We start from the raw sequence: 21,502 nt of genomic DNA on the forward strand, positions 1-21,502 counted from the left end.
GGCCGCCGCCCCGCCCGCGCCGGTCGCCGCCCCCGTCGACCCGCGCATCGCGCCGCCCGCGCCCCCGGCTCCCCCGGTGGCGCCCGCCGCGCCCATGGGCACCGGGAAGATCAACCTGGACAAGGGCCGGGTCAACCTCCAGAAGAACCAGACGGTGTCACTGGTCAAGGGCGGCGCACCGCTGCTCTCGCGGGTCAGGATGGGCCTGGGCTGGGAGCCCGCGTTCCGGGGCAAGGACATCGACCTGGACGCGTCGGTGATCGCCTACGGCCCCAGCCGCAACCACCTGGACAGCTGCTACTTCGGCCGCCTCACCATTCTGAACGGGGCGGTCAAGCACTCCGGCGACAACCTCACCGGTGAGGGCGCGGGCGACGACGAGACGATCGTCGTGGACCTGGGCCGGCTCCCCGCCGAGGCGACGGGCCTGGTCTTCACGGTGAATTCGTTCACCGGCCAGAAGTTCAACGAGGTCGCCAAGGCCTACTGCCGTCTGCTCGACGACGCGACGGGCGAGGAGCTGGTCCGCTTCGACCTGACCGGCGCCGAGCCGCAGACGGGCGTGATGATGGCCAAGCTCATCAAGCAGTTCACCGGTGAGTGGGAAATGACCGCGATGGGCGATTTCGTGAAGTCGCGGACGGTGCGAGGCATGGTGAAGCCCGCCGCCCAGGCCCTCTAGCACCTGCTCCCTCCGCTCCAACGGAGTCCGGGGCGCCTGAAGTGATTCAGGCGCCCCGGATCCGAAGAGGGCAGCGGCTGCTCGCGCTCGTCTCGCGACTCAGAGCTTGGTCAGCTTGGAGTACGGGCTCAGGATCCTTCCCTGTCGCCCCGAGAAGTCGATGAGGACTGCGTCGTTGTCGCCCTCGACAGCAAGAATCCTGCCGAGCCCGAACTGGTCGTGCGACACCCTGTCGCCCACATCGAAGCATTCGACCGGTGGGGCCTCCTGGGCCGGGCGGTTGAAGGGACTGGAAGGCAGGTGACGCCGGGATCCGGCTGACTGTTTCATTACGTCGAGTATGCGCCCTGCGAAGGCCCGACGCCATGCCCGCCCGCTTCCGGGGTCCTAGACGTACCGCATTCGTAATCCGCGCTCACCGGGTCCGGTCAGCGCTTGCTGCCGCTCCCAGCAGCGGAATCAGGCGGAGCGCAGAGGCGGGGCGCCGGGTCGAAAAGCCCCCCGAACGTGTGGCGTTTCCCCTCCCCGGCGGACCACGGTCGAACCGGCGGACCACGGTTGAACCGGCGGTCGACCCGACGATCAACGCGGCTGCCAACGCGGCGACGCCCCGGCGTCCCGGGGCGTCGCGCGCGCGGGTGCGCCCCGTCCTAGCCGCCCGCGCGCGAGCGGGCCTTGAAGGCGGCCTTCCGGGCCTCCTTGGCGGCCTTCTTGTCGCTGTGCAGCCGCCCCATGGCCTCCAGGACGTCGGCGGTGGCCGGGTGGTCGACGCGCCAGACCTCGTCGAAGAAGCCGCTGTGCTGCGCGGCGAGCCCCTCGACCAGACCCTGGAGCTCGTCCAGTTCGCCGTCCGTGTCCAGCTGGGCGGCGATGGTGTCGATGGCCAGCCAGAAGATCATGGCCTCCGGCGGGGCGGGGACATCGGCCGCACCCCGCTCCGCGAGCCAGACGCGGGCCAGGCCGCCCAGCTCGGGGTCGCCCAGCACCGCGCGTACGGCGGGCTCCGCCTCGGGCCCGGCCAGGGCGAGGGCCTGCTGGCAGTGGAGGCGGCGCAGCGGGGCGCCCTCGTCCGTGCCGCGTGCGGCGGCCAGCAGCTCGGCGGCGGCCGATACCGCGCCCTCGGGGCCGTACCCCGCGAGCCAGAGCTTGACCTCGGCGCGGGCGGCGGACTCCGGGTAGTGGGCGATGCCGTCGAGGAGGACGTCGGCGCCCTTGCCCGCGAGGTCGCCGACGGCGGGGGCGTCGACCCCGGCCTCCAGCATCCGGGCCCGGATGCCGTAGAGGCCGAGGGGGGTGAGCTTGACCATGCCGTACCGGGTGACGTCCTCCTCGTCGGCCCCGGCGGCGTCCACCGGCGCGTCGCCCTCCTCGACCATCAACGCCTCGTCCACCGGCCGGTACTCGACGATCCCGATGGGTTCGAGCAGCCGGAACTGGTCGTCGAGGCGCATCATCGCCTCCGACACCTGCTCCAGGATGTCGTCGGTGGGCTCGCCCATGTCGTCGGGGACGATCATCGACGCGGCGAGGGCGGGCAGCGGCACCGGCCCGTCGCCCGCGCCGTTGTCCGCGAGGGTGAGCAGGTAGAGGTTGCCGAGGACGCCGTCGAGGAACTCCGCCTCGGCCTCCGGGTCCCAGTCCAGGGCGTCGAAGTCGATGGAGCCGTCCTCGCCGACGAGATCGGCGAAGTCGTCCAGGACGGGCGCGGTGGCATCGGCGTGCACGGCGTCCAGCCCGTCGAGCCAGATGCCGAGGACGTCCTGCGGGGAACCGCCGGTGAGCAGCGCCAGATTCTCCCCCGCGGCGACAGTGCCCTCACCGTCGCCGTCCTCGGCGCCCTCCTCCTCGGGGTCGGTGACGTCGAGGAGCCCGGTGTCCACGGCGAGCCGCCAGGCCTCACTGGCGTATGCGGCACCGTCCTCGTCGGCCGGAAGTCCGAGGTGTTCGGCGGCGGCGGGGAGCTGCGCCTCGACGAGCTCGCCGCCGGCGCCGACACGGGTGTCCGGCCCGGCCCAGCGGGCGAGCCGGACGGCACGGACGAACAGCGGAGCGGCGAGCGCGTCCCGTGCCAGTTCGGCCTCGGGGTTCAGCCGCACCGGCGGCAGGGAGGGGCGCTCTGCGGACATCGGGGGTTCTCCTCGGTGCGTGCTCGGGGGCATACGGAGTGCGTACGCGGTTCAGCCGCCCAAGCCTAGACGCATTTGGCCGTCCGCCGCCCGGCGCGCTTCTACGCGCCCGCGCCCGGCTCCAGACTGAGCGCGGGGGTGTAGCGGTTCACGCCTCCGCCGGTCACACCCGGGTACTTCTGGACGCGTTCCCACAGCGGCGACGGGGAGCCGACGCCGTCGCCGGGTGCGGCCAGGGCCGCGATGTGGTGCTCGGCGGTCTCCCACTCGGCGTAGTTGAGGACCCGGGTGCCGTCGGTGCTGACGTGGAAGTGCGCGGCGATGCCGCCCTCGGGAGTCCGGATGTCGTCGCCGAGCGCCTCGAACACCGCGTCCGCCCAGTCGCGTTGCCGGGCCGGGTCCGGCCCGTCGAACTCGACGTCCACGATGACGACGCACCCCGGCTCCCTGGTGTCGCCCTCGGCCCGGCGCCCGGAGCGGTAGAGCTCGTACGTGTGGAGGGCGACGCGCTCGATGCCGGGGACGGCGGCGTCGATCTCGGCGTTGCGGGCGTCACGGTTGTTCCGCACGAAGTCCTCGTAGGCCTGTTCGCCGGTCCACTGGGAGTAGTGCAGCAGGGTCGCGCCGTCCTCCCCCGCGTAGACGCTGTAGGAGAGCAGCCCGGGGTGCGGCCAGTCCCGGCTCTCCCAGGTCTTCCGGATGGCGTCGACGGCCTCTCGCTGCCGCTGCGGCGTACCGACGTTCCAGGTGCTGGCCTTGGCGATCCGGGCGTCGGCCCGGGACAGGTCGGGCCGGTCGGTGATGCGCGTGGCCTTGACGGTGGTCATGGCGGTGCTCCCCTCTCCCGCCGCGGCTCTGCGCTGCGGCACTGCCCCCACCGTCACACCTCAAGTCACCTTGAGGTCAAGGCGCTTCGGCCCTGCGGACGCGCGCCCGCCGAAGTTCCCGCCTCAGCTCGTGAGTTCGGTGCGCCAGGCCGTCGTGTTGAGTTCGTCCATCAGCCGGATGTCGTGGCCCTCCAGCGGGAAGACCCGCACGGGGAGGCCGGGGGCGGCGGAGATGGCCAGGGCGTCGCCCTCGATGAGGTCGCCGCCCTCGGGGGTGGAGACCCAGGCGAGGATCGACTTCACGGTGAGCCCGGGGTCCAGGAGAAGCTTCCTGGGGCCGGGGTCGCTGCCGAAGTGCGAGCCGTCCTCGTTGACCTTGACGGGGAGGGGGCGGCCGTCCTCGCCGAGGGCCTGGACCCAGGGGTAGCCGTCGACCGCGTACGGCTTGCGGCCGCAGTTGGTGAGGGTGAGGACGACGGCCCGGTGCATCATCGCGGTCTCCACCGGGCCCATGTCCACGACGGCCCCGGAGGCGGGGCACCTGCCGGGCGGGGCGGACGTCGGGGCGGTCCCGGCCGGGGCGCCCCGGCCCGGCGCGTCCGCTCCCGGGGCGGGAGTCGGGGGCAGCGTCTCGGCATGGACGCCGCCCTGGCGGGACGCGGAGGCGGACGGGGTGGGGTCGGGTTCGCCCTCGCCTGCCGGGACGAGGAAGCCTGAGCAGCCGGTCAGCGTCAGGAGCGCCGCCGCGGGCAGGACGGCCGAGGCCCGTCTCCGTATCCGTGCGCGCTCGCCCATGGTGTCCGCCCCTCGCCGCAGCCGTCGTCTGTGCGTTCGATCATGGCAGAGGGCGGGGGCCGTAAGGACTGTTCAGCTCTCCTTGCCTATTGCACCAAGGAGATCTAAGTAGACCTTCATGGTTGCCGGAGTCGACACTTCGGACATGACCGCCACCGCACCGCGCCCCTTCGGTCGCACCCTCTGCGCCATGATCACGCCCTTCACCGCCACCGGCGCCCTGGATCAGGACGCCGCCCGCGCGCACGCCGCGCGGCTGGTGGCACAGGGCTGCGACGGGATCGTCCTCAGCGGGACCACCGGGGAGTCCCCCACCACGACGGACGCCGAGAAGTCCGCCCTGCTGCGGGCCGTCCGCGCGGAGGTCGGCGACGGGATGCCGCTGCTCTCCGGCGTCGGCGGTCCGGACACCGCGCACACCGTGCGGCTCGCGTGGGAGGCCGAGGAGGCGGGCGCGGACGGGCTGCTGGTGGTCGCCCCGTACTACAGCCGTCCGCCGCAGGCCGCGATCGAGGCGTACGTCCTGCGCGTGGCCGAGTCCACCGGGCTGCCGCTGATGCTGTACGACATCCCCGGCCGCACCGGCGTCAGGATCGAGCCGGACACCCTGCTGCGGCTCGCCGGGCACCCGCGTGTCGTGGCGGTGAAGGACTGCTCCTACGACCTGCTCGGCTCGACGAAGGTGATCGCCCGCACCTCACTGGCGTACTACTCGGGCAGCGAGGAGCTGAACCTCCCGCTGTACGCGGTGGGCGGCGCGGGTTACGTCAGTACGGTCGCGAACGTGGCCCCGCGTCAGATGCGGGCGCCGCTGGACGCGTTCGACGCGGGCCGCACCGACGAGGCGGCCCGGCTGAACGGGCTCACGGCCCGGCTCGTCGAGCTGATGATGGCGAGCGGGCTGCCCGGGACCGTCACCGCGAAGGCGCTTCTGGACGCGGGGCCGGTCCGGGAACCGCTACAGCCCGCCGGGCGCGGGGCGACCGACGGGCTGCGGGCGGCGTACGAGGAGCTCCTCGCGGCCTAGGAAGGCCTGGTGAGCAGGTCAGTTGTGGGCGTGCAGGACCTCGTTCAGCCCGCCCCACACCGCGTTGTTCGGGCGGGCCTCGACGGCGCCGGTGACCGAGTTGCGGCGGAAGAGGATGTTCGAGGCACCGGAGAGCTCGCGGGCCTTGACGATCTGGCCGTCCGGCAGCGTGACGCGGGTGCCGGCGGTGACGTACAGACCGGCCTCGACGACGCACTCGTCGCCGAGCGCGATCCCGACGCCCGCCTCCGCGCCGACCAGGCAGCGCTCACCGATGACGATGCGGACGTTGCCGCCGCCGGAGAGGGTGCCCATGGTGGAGGCGCCGCCCCCGATGTCCGAGCCGTCGCCGATGACGACGCCCGCGGAGATCCGTCCCTCGACCATGGAGGTGCCGAGCGTGCCCGCGTTGAAGTTGACGAAGCCCTCGTGCATGACGGTGGTCCCGGCGGCGAGGTGCGCGCCGAGCCGCACACGGTCGGCGTCCGCGATGCGTACGCCCTTGGGAGCGACGTAGTCCGTCATCCGCGGGAACTTGTCGACCGAGGTGACCTGGAGGTGGAGGCCCTCGGCGCGGGCGTTGAGCCGCACCCGCTCCAGGTCGTCGACGGCGACCGGGCCGAGCGAGGTCCAGGCGACGTTGGACAGCAGGCCGAAGAGCCCGTCGAGGTTCTGGCCGTGCGGCTGGACGAGCCGGTGCGAGAGCAGGTGCAGGCGCAGGTAGGCGTCGTGGGCGTCGAGCGGCTTGTCCTCCAGCGAGGAGATGACCGTGGAGACGGCGACGACCTCGACCCCGCGCCGGGCGTCCACGCCGATGGCCCTGGCGGCACCCTCACCGAGGCGGTTCACGGCTTCGTCCGGGGTGAGCCGCTGCGTACCGGCGGGGCCGGGGTCCGAGGTCAGCTCGGGGGCGGGGAACCAGGTGTCGAGGACGGTGCCGTCACCGGCGAGGGTGGCGAGGCCGGCGGCGACGGCGCCGGTGGTACGGGCAGAACCCTGGGAAGTCGTGTCGGTCATGAACAGCAACCTAACCGGCCGGGGCCCGCTCGGGCGAACCGGTCTCAGCTTCCGGCCGCCGCAGGACCGGGCGCACCCGCCCCCCGGGCCCCGGCAGCCGCCTCGCCGCCAGCACCGCGGCCCCCGCACCCGCCGCGAGCAGGGCACAGACCGGCCAGAGCAGCGCGGGCGCGGCCGTGTACAGGGCGGCCCCCAGCGGCGGGGCGAGCACCTGGCCGCTGATGGAGGCCCCGGCGTACAGACTCTGGAAGCGGCCCTGCGCGTGGGCGGGGGCCCGGTCGGCGACGTAGGCGGTGGCGGGGGTCTTGTAGAGGATCTCGCCGAGGGTCAGCGACAGCATCATCGTGACGGCGAAGAGCACGCCCGCGCCGGGGATCAGGATCGCGTAGCCGAGTCCGACGAGGAGCAGTCCGACGCCGACGGTGCCGAGCGGGGAGCGTTTGCGCAGGACGTGGGCCGCGGGGAGTTCGAGGCAGAGGATCACCCCGCCATTGATGGCGAGCAGCCAGCCGTAGAGCTGGGTGGTGTGCCCGTGGTCGGCCAGGAAGACCGGCAGGATCGCATACTGCTGGCGGTAGACGAGGTCGACGCAGACGATCGCGGCGAGCAGTACGAGCACGGCGGGCCTGGCCCGCAGTTCCCGCCAGATGCCCGGCGCGTCGGGGTCATGGGCGGGTGCGGAGTGGGCGCTGCCGCGGGCGGGCAGGATCCGTGAGGCGTAGGCGGCGAAGATCAGGGTGCCGATTCCGTCGGCGACGAAGAGCCAGTCGTACGAGAACCGGGTGGCGACCAGGGCGCCGAGCGGCGGTCCGACGGCGAAGCCCCCGTTGCTCGCGAAGCGGGTGAGGGCGAAGCTCTGGCGGCGGCTGCCGCCCTCGGGGACGGAGACCGCGACGAGGGCCGCGTTGGCCGCGCGGACGACGCCCGCCGCGTACTGGGCGACGGGGAGCACCGCGTACAGCGCGGTGACCGGCAGCGCGGGCAGGACGAGGAGCGCCGCCCCGCTGACACAGGCCCCGGCGAGCAGGGCGCGGCGGTGGCCGAAGCGGTCGCCGAACCAGCCGCCGGTGAAGTTCCCGGCGACCAGGCCGATGCCGCCGATACCGCTGATGGCTCCGGCCTGGGTGACGGTCAGGCCGCGCGGCCCGACGAGGTAGACGAAGAGATAGACGAAAGTGAAGCTGACGACGGCGTTGAAGAACGCCCCGAGCGCCAGCAGCCGTACCGTTCGCGGCACTCCGCGCACCATGCCCATGCCCCGCCACCCCCGTGAGCCAGTGAGTTCCCTAAGGGAACGGACTATGGCAGCATGATTCCATCAAGGTCAACCCGCTACTGGAGGGACGACCATGCCCCAGCGCACCAGCCTGGCCGACGCCGACTGCTCGATCGCGCAGGCCCTCGACGTCGTGGGCGACTGGTGGACCCTGCTGATCGTGCGGGACACCGCGCGCGGGGTGCACCGGTTCGACGCGCTCCAGCAGGAGCTGGGCGTCTCGCGCAAGGTGCTGACCGAGCGGCTGCGGCTGCTGGTCGACGCGGGGGTGCTCACGCGGGAGCCGTACCAGGACCGCCCGGTCCGGTACGAGTACCGCCTCACCCCGCGCGGCCGGGCGCTGCTGCCCGTACTGATCGCCCTCCAGGACTGGGGCGACACCTGGGTACTGGGAGAAGGGGAAGCGATGGCGACGACGGCGGAGGCCTCGCGGGAGGCTGCCCGGGTGCGGGGGCTGAGGGGGACGCGGCTGCCGGAGCTGCTGCTGACGGGGAACGACGGGCAGCCGCGCGACCCGGTCGCCGACACCCCCTGCACCGTTCTGTACTGCTTCCCCAGCGCCTACGCCCACCGCGACGCCTATCCGCCGGGCTGGGCGGGAATCCCGGGGGCGAGCGGCTGCACCCTCGAATCGTGCACGTACCGCGACCAGTTGGCGGAGTTCACCGCGGCGGGCGCGACCGTGCACGGGGTATCCGTGCAGCGCCCGGACGAGCAGCGCGCGTTCGCGGAGAAGGAGGGGCTGCGCTTCCCGCTGCTCTCGGACGCGGATCTGGCGCTGACGGCGGCGCTGCGGCTGCCGACGTTCCGGGCGGCGGGGGTGAGCAGGCTCAAGCGACTGACGCTGGTGGTGGACCGGGACCGGACGATCCGCGAGGTGCTGTACCCGATCACGGACATCGAGGCGAGCGTACGGGCGGCGCTGGAGGCGGTACGGGGGCGCGCGGCGGACTGAGCGGGGCGGACGGCGAGCCCCGCGGCCGCGACAGCGGTCGGCCCGTCACGGTACTGGCCCGCGCGGGCCCCAGGGCCCGTCGCGCCCGGCGGGCGGGCATGCGACGACAGGCCCTGACGGCCCCTCACTCCCGCCCGTCGGCCACGCGCGCCAGCATCTCCCGGGTGTGGTCCGCGTCGAAGCTGCCCCCGGTCAGCAGCACCTGGAGGCAGATGCCGTCCATCAGCGCGACCAGCGCCCGCGCGGTCTCCGGGTCGGTGCGCCGGGACAGCACCTCGACGGCGGCCTCGGTCCACTCGGCGGCGACCGGGCGCAGCGCGGGGCGCCGCAGGGCCGCGAGATACAGCTCGTACTCCAGCTCGATCGCCCCGCGTTCACCCGCGAACCACTGGCCCAGCAGCCGGGTCAGCTCGTCCGCGAGACCGGCGACGGGTGCGGCCGCGCCCGTCGCGGGAGGCGCGGCGAGGACCTCGCTGCCGCGCAGCGCCTGGGCGAAGGTCTCGTTGCAGCGGCGCAGGGCGGCGATCAGGAGCTCGTCGAGCGAGCGGAAGTGGTACGTGGTCGAGCCCAGCGGCACATCGGCCTCGGCGGCGACCGTGCGATGACTCAGCCCGGCTATACCGTCGGCCGCCATCACGGCGAGCGCCGCGTCGATGATGCGCGTCCGCCGGTCGGGGTCGTACCGCCGGGCCATCAGTGGGCCCCTCCGACGTTGAGCACGACGACCCCGGCGACGATCAGGGCGACGCCCGTGATTTTGACGAGGCTGCTGGACTCCCCCAGGAAGAGGATGCCGATGAGGGCGACGGCCGCGGTGCCGACGCCGGCCCAGATCGCGTACGCGGTGCCCACGGACAGCGTCTTGAGGGTCTGCGCGAGCAGGGTGAACGCGATGAGATAGCCCACCGCGGTGCCGATCGAGGGCCAGAGCCGGGTGAAGCCCTCGCTGTACTTCATGGCCGTCGTCCCGGCCACCTCCGCGGCGATGGCCGCGGCGAGCAGTCCGTATGCGTATCCCATGTGTACGACAGTACACAATGTTGCGTACGCCCGTACATATCATCGGATCGCGCCGGGACGCTACCGTGTCCCGACCGACGATCGACGGAGCGGAGACGCAGTGGCGCAGGATGCAGGGTGGGGCGGCGGTCCTTACGGGGGCGCGCCTCACGGTGGGGGACCCTTCCACGGGGGAGCGCAGGGACCGGGCGGATGGGACGGCGGATGGGCCGCGCCGCCCAAGCCGGGGGTGATACCCCTGGCGCCGCTGAGGATCTCCGACATGCTCAGCGGCGCCTTCTCGACGCTGGGGCGCTACTGGAAACCGCTGATCGGGGTGGCGCTCACGCTGTTCGGCGCGGCGGCGCTCGTGATGGGTGCGGCGGTGGCCGTCGCGTTGGCCGCCATGGCGGCCAACTGGGACGAGCTGACGTCCGAATCGGCGGGCTCCCCCGACACGGCGGAACTGATCCCGTTCGGCATCGCGTTCGGGGTGCTCATGGTGATCGGGGTCATCGTGTACCTGCTGGCGTCGGCCGTCGTACAGGCGGCGGTTCCGGTGGTCCTCCAGGAGGCGGTCCTCGGCCGCCCGATCCGCTTCGGCGCGGTGTGGAGCCGCGCCTGGTCGCGAGCCTGGGCGATGATCGGCACGGTGTTCCTGGTCGGGCTCATCGTGAGCGTCCCGTTGGTGCTCGCCATGGCCGGCGTCTTCGGGCTGATGATCTACGCCATCTCCCTGGGCGACGCGGACGGCATCCTGCCGCTGATGTGGTTCGGCATCGCGGGCGCACTGGCCGTCGGTCCGGTGGCGGTCTGGCTCTGGGTGAAGTTCGCCCTCGCCCCGACCGTCGTGGTCTTCGAGGGCCAGCGCCCGGTCGCGGCCCTGCGCCGCTCCGCCCAGCTGGTGCGGGACAGCTGGTGGCGGGTCTTCGGCGTCACGCTGCTCGCCTACACGCTGGCGTCCATGATCGGCTACATGATCCAGATGCCGTTCCAGATGCTCGGCATGCTCCCCGGCATCTTCGACCCCGCCGACGTCGACTCCGACCCGAGCGGCGGGGAGCTCATCGCACTGTTCGGCGGCCTCATGGCGCTGTCCCTGATCAGCCAGATGATCGCCCAGCTGTTCTCGGCGGTCTTCCCGCCGCTGGTGGTCGGCCTGCTCTACGTGGACCGCCGGATGCGCGCCGAGAACCTGGGCCCGGTCCTGGCCGAGGCGGCGGCGCTGACCCTGCCCGAGCAGTACGGCCCGCCGCCGCCCGCCCACGCGTAGGTCGTGTCCTTCCGGACAACGCCCAGGGCGGGCCTCTCTCAGCCGTTTCTCAGTCGGTCAGCGTCCGCTTCGGGCGCAGCACACAGAACTCGTTGCCCTCCGGGTCGGCCAGCACCACCCAGGTGCTGTCCGGCCCCTGGCCGACGTCCACCCGCCGGGCGCCGAGCGCGATGATCCGCTCGACCTCGGCGTCCCGGTCGTCCGGAGTCAGATCGATGTGCAGCCGGTTCTTGACCGTCTTCCCCTCCGGCACGGGCAGGAAGCACATCCCCGGGAACGCGGTCTCGTCCGCGCCGATGACGATCTCTTCCTCGTCCTCGAAGAGCACCTTCCAGTCCAGCACCGCGCTCCAGAAACGGGCCAGGAGCGGCAGATCGTGGGCATCGACGGCGAGGTGGTACAAGCGAACGGCCATACCCGCCAGTATGCCTGGCGGGTATGGCCGTTCACCACTGCTGTCCGGGGACGCGTCAGACGTTGAACCCCAGCGCGCGGAGCTGCTCGCGTCCGTCGTCGGTGATCTTGTCCGGGCCCCACGGCGGCATCCAGACCCAGTTGATCCGGAGCTCGTTGACGATGCCGTCGGTGGCGGACTTCGCCTGGTCCTCGATGACATCGGTCAGCGGGCAGGCCGCGGACGTCAGGGTCATGTCGAGGGTGGCGATGTTGGCGTCGTCGACGTGGATGCCGTAGATCAGGCCCAGGTTGACGACGTCGATGCCCAGCTCGGGGTCGACGACGTCGTACAGCGCCTCGCGGACCTCCTCCTCGGAGGCCGGCTTCATGGTCGCGGTCTCGTTGTCGCTCATGCGGTCTTCCCTTCGGACAGCGCCTTGGCCGTCGCGTCCTTCCACGCCATCCAGCTCAGCAGCGCGCACTTGACCCGGGCGGGGTACTTGGAGACGCCGGCGAACGCGACGGCGTCCTCCAGCACCTCCTCCATCGCGTCGTCCGGCTCCAGCTGGCCCTTGGACTGCATCAGCTCCAGGAAGGTGTCCTGGATCTTCTGCGCCTGGGACAGCTCCTTGCCGACGAGCAGCTCGTTCAGCACGGAGGCGCTGGCCTGGCTGATGGAGCAGCCCTGGCCCTCGTAGCTCACGTCGGCGATGGTCTCGCCGTCGTACTTCACCCGGAGCGTGATCTCGTCACCGCACGTCGGGTTGACGTGGTGCACCTCGGCGTCGCCGTCCCGCAGGCCACGCCCGTGGGGGTGCTTGTAGTGGTCCAGGATCACTTCCTGGTACATGGAATCAAGCTTCACCAGTCAGCCCTCAGCCGAAGAAGTTCCGGACGTGCTCCAGACCGTCCACCAGGGCGTCGACCTCGGCGGGCGTGGAGTACAGATAGAACGACGCTCGCGTCGTCGCGGGAATTCCGTACCGCAGGCAGACCGGCCGCGCGCAGTGGTGGCCGACCCGGACGGCGATGCCCAGCTCGTCGAGGACCTGGCCCACGTCGTGCGGGTGGATGTCGCCGAGCGTGAAGGAAATCGTCGCCCCGCGGTCCTCGGCCGTCGCCGGACCGATGATCCGCAGATCCGGGACCTCCAGGAGGCGCTTCACCGCGTACTCGGTGATCGCCTTCTCATGCTGGTAGATCTTCTCCATGCCGATCGCCGAGAGGTAGTCCACGGCCGCACCGAGGCCGACGGCCTGGGCGATCGGGGGCGTACCGGCCTCGAACTTGTGCGGCGCCGGAGCATACGTCGACGAGTGCATCGACACGGTCTCGATCATCTCGCCGCCGCCGAGGAATGGAGGCAGGTCCTCCAGGAGCTCCTGCCGTCCCCACAGCACGCCGATGCCCGTCGGGCCGACCATCTTGTGGCCGGTGAAGGCCACGAAGTCGGCCTGGAGGGCCTGCACGTCGAGCACCATGTGCGGGGCCGCCTGCGAGGCGTCGATGCAGACCAGCGCGCCGACCTGCTGGGCGCGGCGGATGATCTGCTCGACCGGGTTGACCGTGCCCAGGATGTTGGAGACCAGCGTGAAGGAGACGATCTTCGTCTTCTCGGTGATGATCTCGTCGATGTTGGACAGGTCGAGGCGGCCCTCGTCGGTGATGCCGAACCACTTCAGCTTCGCGCCGGTGCGCTGAGCGAGCAGCTGCCACGGCACGATGTTGGAGTGGTGCTCCATCTCCGTGGTGACGATCTCGGTGTCGCGGTCCACCCGATAGGGCTCATCCGCCCAGCCGAGCATGTTCGCCACGAGGTTCAGCGACTCGGAGGCGTTCTTCGTGAAGATCACCTCGTCACGGCTGGGTGCGTTGATGAAGGCTGCGACCTTGTCGCGGGCGCCCTCGTACAGCGCGGTGGCCTCCTCGGCGATCGTGTAGACGCCGCGGTGCACGTTCGCGTTGTGGCGCTCGTAGTACGTGTTGAGCGCGTCGAGGACCTGGCGCGGCTTCTGCGAGGTCGCCGCGGAATCCAGGTAAACGATCTTCTTGCCGTCGTGGACCGTGCGGTCCAGGAGCGGGAAGTCCTTGCGGATCGCCTCGGTGTCGAGGAGGCCGGTGAGCCCCTGTCGGGCGTCAGTCACGCGGAAGCGCCACCCTTCGTGTATGCCTCGTAGCCCTCGTTCTCCAGCTGGTCGGCGAGCTCGGCGCCGCCGGAGGCCGCGATCCGGCCGCCCGCGAAGACGTGCACGAAGTCGGGCTGGATGTACTTCAGGATGCGGGTGTAGTGGGTGATCAGCAGGGTGCCGACCTCACCGGTCGCCCGGACGCGGTTGACGCCCTCGGAGACGGTCTTGAGCGCGTCGACGTCGAGGCCGGAGTCGGTCTCGTCCAGGACGGCGATCTTCGGCTTGAGGAGCTCCAGCTGAAGGATCTCGTGGCGCTTCTTCTCACCGCCGGAGAAGCCCTCGTTGACGTTGCGCTCGGCGAAGGACGGGTCCATCTGGAGCCCGGCCATCGTCTCCTTGACCTCCTTGACCCACGTACGGAGCTTGGGGGCCTCGCCGCGGACGGCGGTGGCGGAGGTGCGCAGGAAGTTGGAGACCGAGACACCGGGGATCTCGACCGGGTACTGCATGGCGAGGAACAGGCCGGCGCGGGCCCGCTCGTCGACGGACATCTCCAGGACGTCCTCGCCGTCCAGGGTGACCGAGCCGCTGGTGATCGTGTACTTGGGGTGACCCGCCAGCGAGTACGCGAGGGTGGACTTGCCGGACCCGTTGGGGCCCATGATGGCGTGGGTCTCGCCCTGCTTCACGGTCAGGTCGACGCCCTTGAGGATCTCCTTCGTGGCGTTGTCGGCCTCGACGGTGACGTGCAGGTCGCGGATTTCAAGCGTTGCCATGGGTGACTCAGGACTCCTGGGTGACGGAGACGAGCACATCGTCCCCTTCGATCTTTACGGGGTATACGGGGACGGGGCGCGTCGCGGGAAGGCCGGACGGCTTGCCGGTGCGGAGGTCGAACGACGATCCGTGCAGCCAGCACTCGATCGCGCAGTCCTCCACCTCGCCCTCCGAGAGGGAGACGTTCGCGTGCGAGCAGATGTCGTTGATCGCGAACACCTCGCCCTCGGTGCGGACGACGGAGACCGGTGTGCCGTCGAGCTCCACCCGCTTGGGGGTGTCGTCCTCCAGCTCACTCAGCGCACAGGCTTTGACGAAGGCCATCAGACGGACGCCTTCAGCTCGGTCTCGATCTTGTCGAGCAGACGCGCTTCCACGTCCGGCAGGCCGATCTGCTGGACCAGCTCGGCGAAGAAGCCGCGCACGACCAGGCGGCGGGCCTCCTCGGCCGGGATACCGCGGGACTGGAGGTAGAAGAGCTGCTCGTCGTCGAAGCGGCCGGTCGCCGAGGCGTGTCCGGCCCCGACGATCTCGCCGGTCTCGATCTCCAGGTTGGGCACGGAGTCGACCCGGGCGCCGTCGGTGAGGACGAGGTTCCGGTTCATCTCGTAGGTGTCGGTGCCCTCGGCCGCGGCCTGGATGAGGACGTCGCCGATCCAGACGGCGTGCGCGCCGTCGCCCTGGAGGGCGCCCTTGTACACCGCGTTGGACTTGCAGTGCGGGGTGTTGTGGTCGACCAGGAGGCGGTGCTCCTGGTGCTGGCCCTTGTCGGTGAAGTACAGACCGAAGAGCTCCGCTTCGCCGCCGGTGGCCGCGTAGGCGACCCGGGGGTGCAGCCGGACCACGTCGCCGCCGAAGGTGACGACGATCGACTTGAAGGAGGCGTCCCGGCCGACCAGCGCGTTGTGCTGGCCGACGTGGACGGCGGTGTCGTCCCAGTCCTGGACGGAGACGACGGTCAGCTTCGCGCCGTCGCCCAGTACGTAGTCGACGTTGGCGGCGAGCACCGCGTCACCGGTGTGGTCGATGACGACGACGGCCTCGGCGAAGGCGCCCAGCTCGATGACCTGGTGGCCGTAGGCGATGCCGCCCTCGCCGTGCACGGCGATCCGGATCGGCTCGGTGAGCACGGCCTCCTTGGCGACCGTGACGACCGAGGCCTGCTCGAAGGAGCTGTACGCCTGGGCGGCGACCCGGTCGACCGGCGTACCGGCCTTGCCGAGCCGGGAGTCGTCGCGGCCGACGGTCTCGACGGTGACGCCCTCGGGGGCCTCGATCGCGACCTTCACGCCGCCGCCGTTCGCGACGGCGGTGCCGTCGTGCAGCCCGCGCAGCCGCTCCAGCGGGGTGAAGCGCCACTCCTCCTCGCGGCCGTGCGGGACGGGGAAGTCCGCGACGTCGAAGGACGGGGGTGCGCTCATACGGGTGGCGACGGTCGACTCGGCGGCGACCGCGATGGAACCGGCGGTGGTGGAGCCCGCCGGGATGTTCTGAGCCTCAGCCATGGCTGTCGTAGTGCTCGCTTTCTCAGTCAAGAAGGGGTGGTTCGGTGGGGGCAGGTCCGAACGGGACCTAGCCGACCGAACCCTCCATCTGCAGCTCGATCAGCCGGTTCAGCTCCAGGGCGTACTCCATGGGCAGCTCCTTCGCGATCGGCTCGACGAAGCCGCGCACGATCATCGCCATGGCCTCGAACTCCGTGAGTCCGCGGCTCATGAGGTAGAAGAGCTGGTCCTCGGAGACCTTGGAGACGGTCGCCTCGTGGCCCATCGACACGTCGTCCTCGCGGACGTCGACGTAGGGGTAGGTGTCGGAACGCGAGATCGTGTCGACCAGCAGAGCGTCGCAGAGGACGTTGGACTTCGCGCCCGGCGCGCCCTCGCCGATCTCGATCAGACCGCGGTAGGACGTACGGCCGCCGCCTCGCGCCACCGACTTGGAGACGATGTTGGAGGAGGTGTTCGGGGCCATGTGGACCATCTTGGCGCCGGCGTCCTGGTGCTGGCCCTCGCCCGCGAAGGCGATGGACAGGGTCTCGCCCTTGGCGTGCTCGCCCATCAGGTAGACGGCGGGGTACTTCATGGTGACCTTGGAGCCGATGTTGCCGTCGACCCACTCCATGGTCGCGCCCTCGTAGGCCACGGCCCGCTTGGTCACCAGGTTGTAGACGTTGTTCGACCAGTTCTGGATGGTCGTGTAGCGGCAGCGGCCGCCCTTCTTCACGATGATCTCGACCACGGCGCTGTGCAGAGAGTCCGAGGAGTAGATCGGGGCGGTGCAGCCCTCGACGTAGTGGACGTAGGCGTCCTCGTCGACGATGATCAGCGTCCGCTCGAACTGGCCCATGTTCTCCGTGTTGATACGGAAGTAGGCCTGGAGCGGGATGTCCACGTGGACGCCCTTGGGGACGTAGATGAACGATCCGCCGGACCACACGGCCGTGTTCAGCGAGGCGAACTTGTTGTCGCCGACCGGGATGACGGTGCCGAAGTACTCCTTGAAGAGCTCCGGGTGCTCCTTCAGCGCGGTGTCGGTGTCCAGGAAGATGACGCCCTGCTCCTCCAGGTCCTCGCGGATCTGGTGGTAGACGACCTCGGACTCGTACTGCGCGGCGACACCGGCGACGAGGCGCTGCTTCTCCGCCTCGGGGATGCCGAGCTTGTCGTACGTGTTCTTGATGTCCTCGGGCAGGTCCTCCCAGGAGGCCGCCTGCTTCTCCGTGGACCGCACGAAGTACTTGATGTTGTCGAAGTCGATGCCCGACAGGTCCGAGCCCCAGCTGGGCATCGGCTTCTTGTCGAAGAGCCTGAGGCCCTTGAGCCGCAGCTTCAGCATCCACTCGGGCTCGTTCTTCTTCTCCGAGATGTCGCGGACGACAGCCTCGGACAGACCGCGCTTCGCCGCCGCGCCTGCCGCGTCGGAGTCGGCCCAGCCGAATTCGTACGTGCCCAGACCCTCGAGCTCAGGGTGGGCAGTCTCCGTGGGGAGCGTCATGCGGGGTTCCTCCCGGCCGTGCTTGCAGATGCTGAATGGGTGGTCTTGGGGGGTGCTGCGTGGCCACTGCGCGGCACGTATGTCGTGCACACGCCGTCGCCGTGGGCGAGGGTGGCCAGGCGCTGCACATGGGTCCCGAGGAGGCTGGAGAAGAACTCCGTCTCCGCCTCGCACAGCTGCGGGAACTGCTCGGCGACATGCGCCACCGGGCAGTGGTGCTGGCACAGCTGCTCGCCCTGCTGGTGGCCGGGCGCGCTTCGCGCCGTAGCAGCGTACCCGTCGGCCGTCAGGGCCCTGGCCAGCGCCTCCGTACGGCGCTCGGGCTCCGCCGCCTCGACCGCGGCGCGGTACGCCTCGCCCGTCGCGGCCATCCGGGCGCGGGCGAAGGCGATGATCGCGTCTTCGCCCCCGGACTCGGCGATGAAGCGCAGGGCGTCGGCGGCCAGCTTGTCGTAGGACTGGTCGAAGGCGTCCCGGCCGCAGTCCGTCAGGGCGAACACCTTGGCGGGCCTGCCGCGGGTCCGTGCTCCGTAGACCCGCTGTTCACGGGCTTCGACGACATCGTCGGAGACGAGGGCGTCCAGGTGGCGACGGACGGCGGCCTGGGTGAGGCCTACGCGCTTGGCGAGATCGGCGACGGTGGACGGGCCGTGGTCCAGGATGGAGCGCGCGACCCGGTTGCGCGTCGAGCGCTCTCCGGTCGCGAGTTCCTCCTGGGGAGCCCGTCCGTCGTATTTCACAACACCATTGTTGCGTAATTCGTTCGACCCTGACAACCACGGTCCGAAACGATCTACGGTGTGGTTCGTCACTTAGGGTTACCTAATCTGGCCCCGGGGCGGGGTCCCCGCCGGGCCCTGCCTAGACTCCCTTGCCATGGAGAACGAGCCCGTCGTACAGGTCAGCGGCCTGGTGAAGCGGTACGGCACGAAGACCGCGGTGAACGGCCTCGATCTGGCGGTCCCGGCCGCCGCGGTGACCGCCGTGCTCGGCCCGAACGGCGCCGGGAAGACCACCACGATCGAGACCTGCGAGGGCTACCGCCGCCCCGACGCCGGCACCGTACGGGTCCTCGGGCTCGACCCGGTCGCCGAGGCGGAGCGGCTGCGCCCCCGGATCGGGGTGATGCTCCAGTCCGGCGGGATCTACTCCGGCGCCCGGGCCGAGGAGATGCTCCGCCACATGGCGAAGCTGCACGCCCACCCCCTCGATGTGGACGCCCTGATCGAGCGCCTCGGCCTCGGCTCCTGCGGCCGCACCACCTACCGGCGGCTCTCCGGCGGCCAGCAGCAGCGGCTCGCCCTGGCCATGGCGGTCGTCGGCCGGCCCGAGCTGGTATTCCTGGACGAGCCGACGGCGGGCCTGGACCCGCAGGCCCGCCGCTCCACCTGGGACCTGGTGCGCGAGCTGCGCGCCGACGGGGTCTCCGTGGTGCTCACCACCCACTTCATGGACGAGGCCGAAGCCCTCGCCGACGACGTCGCGATCATCGACGCGGGCCGGGTCATCGCGCAGGGCAGCCCCGAGCAGCTCTGCCGGGGCGGCGCGGAGAACACCCTGCGCTTCACCGGCCGCCCCGGGCTCGACCTCGGCTCGCTGGCCAAGGCGCTCCCCGACGGCTCCGGGGCGGCCGAGCCGCTGCCGGGGACGTACCGCATCACCGGGAGCATCGACCCGCAGCTGCTGGCCACCGTGACCTCCTGGTGCGCCCAGCACGGCGTGATGCCCGAGGGCATCTCCGTCGAGCGGCACACCCTGGAGGACGTCTTCCTCGAACTGACCGGCAAGGAGCTGCGCGCATGAGCGCCGGTACGTACACCCCGCGCCCCGGCGCCGCCCCGCTCCCCCGGATGATCGCCGCGCAGACCGCGCTGGAGACCCGGATGCTGCTGCGCAACGGCGAGCAGCTGCTGCTGACGGTGATCATCCCGACGCTGCTCCTCGTGCTGTTCAGCGCGGTCGACATCGTGGACACCGGCTCGGGCGCGTCGGTCGACTTCCTGGCCCCGGGCGTCCTCGCTCTCGCCGTGATGTCCACCGCCTTCACCGGCCAGGCCATCGCCACCGGCTTCGAGCGCCGTTACGGGGTCCTCAAGCGGCTCGGGGCCTCGCCGCTGCCACGCTGGGCGCTGATGACCGCGAAGACCCTGTCGGTGCTGGTCACAGAGGTGCTCCAGATCGTGCTGCTGACGGCCATCGCCTTCGCGCTGGGCTGGTCGCCCTCGGGCGACCCGCTGTCCGTCCTGCTGCTCCTCGTCCTGGGAACCGCCGCGTTCTCCGGGCTCGGGCTGCTGATGGCCGGAACGCTGAAGGCCGAGGCGACGCTCGCCGCCGCCAACCTGGTGTTCCTGCTGCTGCTGGTCGGCGGCGGGGTGATCGTGCCGCTGGACAAGTTCCCGGACGCGGTGCAGTCGGTGCTGGGGCTGCTCCCCATCTCGGCGCTCTCCGAGGGGCTGCGGGACGTCCTCCAGCACGGCGCGTCGATGCCGTGGGCCCAGGCCGGAATCCTCGCGGTCTGGGCGGTGCTGGGGCTGGGCGCGGCGGCCAGGTTCTTCCGCTGGGAGTAGGGCCGGCAGCGGGGACCTTCACGGGCAAGCGGGTACGAACCCACCCCTCGTGAAATCATGCACAAGCCCCGTCCTACGATGGTCCGCGTGGAAACCCCCATCTCCCTCATCGCCAAGCGCTGGACGCCGTCCACCCGGGTGGTGAAGCGCGCAGCGCTCTCCGCCGTCATGATGAGCGTCTTCATCATCGTCACGGGCGGAGCGGTCCGGCTGACCGGTTCGGGGCTCGGCTGCGACACCTGGCCCAAGTGCACCGACGACAGCCTGTTCGCGACGCCCGAACAGGGTCTGCACGGCGCGATCGAGTTCGGCAACCGGATGCTGACCTACGTCCTGTCGGCGGCCGTCGGCTGGGCGATCATCGCGGTCAGCTGCCTCAAGCCGCGCCGCCGCAAGCTGACCCGGCTGGCCTGGTCACAGTTCTGGATCGTGCTGGGGAACGCGGTCCTCGGCGGGATCACGGTCTGGGCGGGCCTCAACCCGTGGACGGTGGCCGGGCACTTCCTGCTCGCCAACGCCCTCCTCGCGGTCACGGTGATCACCTGGGTGCGGGTCGGCGAGGGCGACGGACCGCCGCGCCCGCGCGCGCCGCTGCCGGTGCGACGGCTTGCCTGGGCGATCGTGGCGACCACGGTGGTCCTGATCGTGCTCGGCACCACGGTGACCGGTTCCGGCAAGCACGCGGGCGACAGCAGCGACGTACCGCGCATGCCGTGGGACTGGTCGGCGGCCGCCCATGTGCACGCCATCGCCGCCTGGGTGGTCTGCGCCCTGGCCATCGCCATGTGGCTGGCCCTGCGGGTGGTGGACGCGCCCGCCGACACCCGGGCCCGCGCCCGCGATCTGCTGGTCGTGCTGCTCGCCCAGGGCGCGATCGGGTACGTCCAGTACTTCACCGAGGTCCCCGAGATCCTGGTGGGCATCCACATGTTCGGCTCGGCCATCATGTGGATCGCCGTGATCCGCCTCGTGATGAGCATGCGCGAGCGCGACGAGGAGGCACCCGCCCCACTGCCCGGCCCGTCCGCCGGGCGACCGGAGACGGCGACGGCCACAGCCGTCTGAGAGAGCTCTCTACGGGAGGGGGCGACGGGCCGGGTGCCCGTCGCCCCCTCCCGTATGACGGCTCCTCACCCCAGCCCGTACACCCGGCGCGCGTTTCCCGACCCGATCATCGCGGCGACCCGGGCCGCGTCGCCCCGGGTCCACGCGCCGTCCGCCACCCAGTCCCCCAGCACCCGGCCCAGCGCCTCGCGGAACTGCCGCGCGCCCACCAGGTGCAGCTCCGGCAACCCCCGGGCCCCGCTGGAGAACAGCAGCTTGCCGAACGGCGCGAGCTCCAGGATCTCCGCCAGCACGCCCGCGGCCCGCGCCCCGGTCCGCGCCGGCACGGTCCCCAGGTCGGCGTAGACGTGCGGGTGCCGGCCCGCCAGCGCGGCGGCCTGCCGGTGGTACGGGTACCCGTGCAGCAGGACCAGGTCGCAGCCGTGGCCCTCGGTCGCGGCGGCGAAGTCCGCGAGGCACGCCGGGTCCCCGGCGCCCAGGCGCAGTTGCAGCGGCAGCCCGCAGGCGACCGCGCTCCACCGCAGATGGTCCAGCAGCTCCGGCTCGGCGGGCGCCCCGCGGCCGCCGCCCCGCAGCACCGCGCCCCGGCGGGCGGCC

25 protein-coding genes are annotated in these 21,502 nt (G+C 71.4%); 7 read left to right on the plus strand and 18 right to left on the minus strand.

Going from position 1 to position 21,502, the window contains the following annotated elements:
* A partial coding sequence (locus CIB93_RS34365; protein ID WP_143660122.1) for a TerD family protein occupies positions 1–682 on the plus strand: 682 nt, incomplete at its 5' end.
* Between the two features lie 99 nt (positions 683–781).
* Here CIB93_RS34365 and CIB93_RS39335 read toward each other — a convergent pair.
* The 4 genes from CIB93_RS39335 to CIB93_RS34380 form a co-directional block, all read right to left on the minus strand.
* Entirely contained in the window at positions 782–1,012 is a 231-nt protein-coding gene (locus CIB93_RS39335) for a hypothetical protein (protein WP_003969918.1), read from the minus strand.
* 320 nt (positions 1,013–1,332) lie between these two features.
* Positions 1,333–2,808, minus strand: coding sequence for a hypothetical protein (locus tag CIB93_RS34370; RefSeq protein ID WP_096632647.1), 1,476 nt, complete (start codon positions 2,806–2,808; stop codon positions 1,333–1,335).
* Between the two features lie 101 nt (positions 2,809–2,909).
* Positions 2,910–3,635 (minus strand): antibiotic biosynthesis monooxygenase, encoded by a 726-nt coding sequence (locus CIB93_RS34375; RefSeq protein ID WP_096632649.1) that lies wholly within the window; start codon positions 3,633–3,635, stop codon positions 2,910–2,912.
* A 123-nt stretch (positions 3,636–3,758) separates the two neighbouring features.
* Positions 3,759–4,430 (minus strand): DUF4232 domain-containing protein, encoded by a 672-nt coding sequence (locus tag CIB93_RS34380; protein WP_096632651.1) that lies wholly within the window; start codon positions 4,428–4,430, stop codon positions 3,759–3,761.
* A gap of 145 nt (positions 4,431–4,575) precedes the next feature.
* Between CIB93_RS34380 and CIB93_RS34385 the strand changes: the two genes are divergently transcribed.
* Positions 4,576–5,457 carry a 4-hydroxy-tetrahydrodipicolinate synthase gene (locus CIB93_RS34385; RefSeq protein ID WP_096632680.1) on the plus strand — a complete coding sequence of 294 codons (882 nt, stop codon included), beginning with the start codon at positions 4,576–4,578 and terminating at the stop codon, positions 5,455–5,457.
* An 18-nt stretch (positions 5,458–5,475) separates the two neighbouring features.
* Here the strand turns inward: CIB93_RS34385 and dapD are convergent, their stop codons facing one another.
* Together dapD and CIB93_RS34395 are read right to left on the minus strand one after the other, a co-directional pair.
* The gene (gene dapD, locus CIB93_RS34390) at positions 5,476–6,474 is read right to left on the minus strand and encodes a 2,3,4,5-tetrahydropyridine-2,6-dicarboxylate N-succinyltransferase (protein WP_096632682.1); all 999 of its coding nucleotides are present in this window, start codon (positions 6,472–6,474) and stop codon (positions 5,476–5,478) included.
* Positions 6,475–6,484: 10 nt separating this feature from the next.
* Positions 6,485–7,729 (minus strand): MFS transporter, encoded by a 1,245-nt coding sequence (locus CIB93_RS34395; RefSeq protein WP_096632652.1) that lies wholly within the window; start codon positions 7,727–7,729, stop codon positions 6,485–6,487.
* A gap of 94 nt (positions 7,730–7,823) precedes the next feature.
* Here CIB93_RS34395 and CIB93_RS34400 point away from each other — a divergent pair, with 94 nt between their 5' ends.
* Positions 7,824–8,705, plus strand: a complete 882-nt coding sequence (locus CIB93_RS34400; protein WP_096632654.1) for a winged helix-turn-helix transcriptional regulator — start codon at positions 7,824–7,826, stop codon at positions 8,703–8,705.
* A 124-nt stretch (positions 8,706–8,829) separates the two neighbouring features.
* Here the strand turns inward: CIB93_RS34400 and CIB93_RS34405 are convergent, their stop codons facing one another.
* Positions 8,830–9,399: a TetR/AcrR family transcriptional regulator gene (locus tag CIB93_RS34405; RefSeq protein WP_096632656.1), complete on the minus strand. Its 570-nt coding sequence runs from the start codon at positions 9,397–9,399 to the stop codon at positions 8,830–8,832.
* Positions 9,399–9,725, minus strand: coding sequence for a multidrug efflux SMR transporter (locus tag CIB93_RS34410; protein WP_096632658.1), 327 nt, complete (start codon positions 9,723–9,725; stop codon positions 9,399–9,401). Before CIB93_RS34410 ends, CIB93_RS34405 begins: the two co-directional genes overlap by 1 nt.
* 262 nt (positions 9,726–9,987) lie before the next feature.
* On the opposite strand from CIB93_RS34410, the gene CIB93_RS34415 reads away from it, so the two are divergent.
* Entirely contained in the window at positions 9,988–10,977 is a 990-nt protein-coding gene (locus CIB93_RS34415) for a hypothetical protein (protein ID WP_096632660.1), read from the plus strand.
* 49 nt (positions 10,978–11,026) lie between these two features.
* Here the strand turns inward: CIB93_RS34415 and CIB93_RS34420 are convergent, their stop codons facing one another.
* From CIB93_RS34420 to CIB93_RS34460, 9 genes are all read right to left on the minus strand, one after another.
* Positions 11,027–11,392, minus strand: a complete 366-nt coding sequence (locus CIB93_RS34420) for a VOC family protein (RefSeq protein WP_096632662.1) — start codon at positions 11,390–11,392, stop codon at positions 11,027–11,029.
* A gap of 55 nt (positions 11,393–11,447) precedes the next feature.
* The gene (locus CIB93_RS34425; RefSeq protein ID WP_003969897.1) at positions 11,448–11,786 is read right to left on the minus strand and encodes a metal-sulfur cluster assembly factor; all 339 of its coding nucleotides are present in this window, start codon (positions 11,784–11,786) and stop codon (positions 11,448–11,450) included.
* Positions 11,783–12,238 (minus strand): Fe-S cluster assembly sulfur transfer protein SufU, encoded by a 456-nt coding sequence (gene sufU / locus CIB93_RS34430; protein WP_096632664.1) that lies wholly within the window; start codon positions 12,236–12,238, stop codon positions 11,783–11,785. The genes CIB93_RS34425 and sufU overlap by 4 nt, the downstream gene beginning before the upstream one ends.
* Positions 12,239–12,248: 10 nt before the next feature.
* The gene (locus CIB93_RS34435; RefSeq protein WP_096632666.1) at positions 12,249–13,517 is read right to left on the minus strand and encodes a cysteine desulfurase; all 1,269 of its coding nucleotides are present in this window, start codon (positions 13,515–13,517) and stop codon (positions 12,249–12,251) included.
* A complete protein-coding gene (gene sufC / locus CIB93_RS34440; protein ID WP_096632668.1) occupies positions 13,514–14,278 on the minus strand; it encodes a Fe-S cluster assembly ATPase SufC in 765 nt (254 codons plus the stop codon). The genes CIB93_RS34435 and sufC overlap by 4 nt, the downstream gene beginning before the upstream one ends.
* A gap of 7 nt (positions 14,279–14,285) precedes the next feature.
* The gene (locus tag CIB93_RS34445; protein ID WP_014156911.1) at positions 14,286–14,603 is read right to left on the minus strand and encodes a bifunctional 3-phenylpropionate/cinnamic acid dioxygenase ferredoxin subunit; all 318 of its coding nucleotides are present in this window, start codon (positions 14,601–14,603) and stop codon (positions 14,286–14,288) included.
* On the minus strand, positions 14,603–15,784 hold the full coding sequence (gene sufD, locus CIB93_RS34450; protein WP_096632670.1) for a Fe-S cluster assembly protein SufD: 1,182 nt from the start codon (positions 15,782–15,784) through the stop codon (positions 14,603–14,605). Before sufD ends, CIB93_RS34445 begins: the two co-directional genes overlap by 1 nt.
* A 67-nt stretch (positions 15,785–15,851) precedes the next feature.
* Positions 15,852–17,273, minus strand: coding sequence for a Fe-S cluster assembly protein SufB (sufB, locus tag CIB93_RS34455; RefSeq protein ID WP_010070354.1), 1,422 nt, complete (start codon positions 17,271–17,273; stop codon positions 15,852–15,854).
* Positions 17,270–18,013, minus strand: a complete 744-nt coding sequence (locus tag CIB93_RS34460; RefSeq protein WP_096632672.1) for a metalloregulator ArsR/SmtB family transcription factor — start codon at positions 18,011–18,013, stop codon at positions 17,270–17,272. Before CIB93_RS34460 ends, sufB begins: the two co-directional genes overlap by 4 nt.
* 136 nt (positions 18,014–18,149) lie before the next feature.
* Here CIB93_RS34460 and CIB93_RS34465 point away from each other — a divergent pair, with 136 nt between their 5' ends.
* From CIB93_RS34465 to CIB93_RS34475, 3 genes are all read left to right on the plus strand, one after another.
* Positions 18,150–19,076 carry an ABC transporter ATP-binding protein gene (locus tag CIB93_RS34465; protein WP_096632674.1) on the plus strand — a complete coding sequence of 309 codons (927 nt, stop codon included), beginning with the start codon at positions 18,150–18,152 and terminating at the stop codon, positions 19,074–19,076.
* Positions 19,073–19,840, plus strand: a complete 768-nt coding sequence (locus tag CIB93_RS34470) for an ABC transporter permease (protein ID WP_096632676.1) — start codon at positions 19,073–19,075, stop codon at positions 19,838–19,840. The genes CIB93_RS34465 and CIB93_RS34470 overlap by 4 nt, the downstream gene beginning before the upstream one ends.
* A 78-nt stretch (positions 19,841–19,918) precedes the next feature.
* Positions 19,919–20,905, plus strand: coding sequence for a heme A synthase (locus CIB93_RS34475; RefSeq protein WP_096632678.1), 987 nt, complete (start codon positions 19,919–19,921; stop codon positions 20,903–20,905).
* Positions 20,906–20,970: 65 nt separating this feature from the next.
* On the opposite strand, the gene CIB93_RS34480 is transcribed toward CIB93_RS34475, so the two are convergent.
* Positions 20,971–21,502, minus strand: a 532-nt coding sequence (locus CIB93_RS34480; protein ID WP_179500345.1) for an amidohydrolase family protein, incomplete at its 5' end; no start/stop codon positions are given.

This window comes from Streptomyces sp. WZ.A104, from assembly GCF_002382885.1.
Taxonomy (GTDB): Bacteria; Actinomycetota; Actinomycetes; order Streptomycetales; family Streptomycetaceae; genus Streptomyces.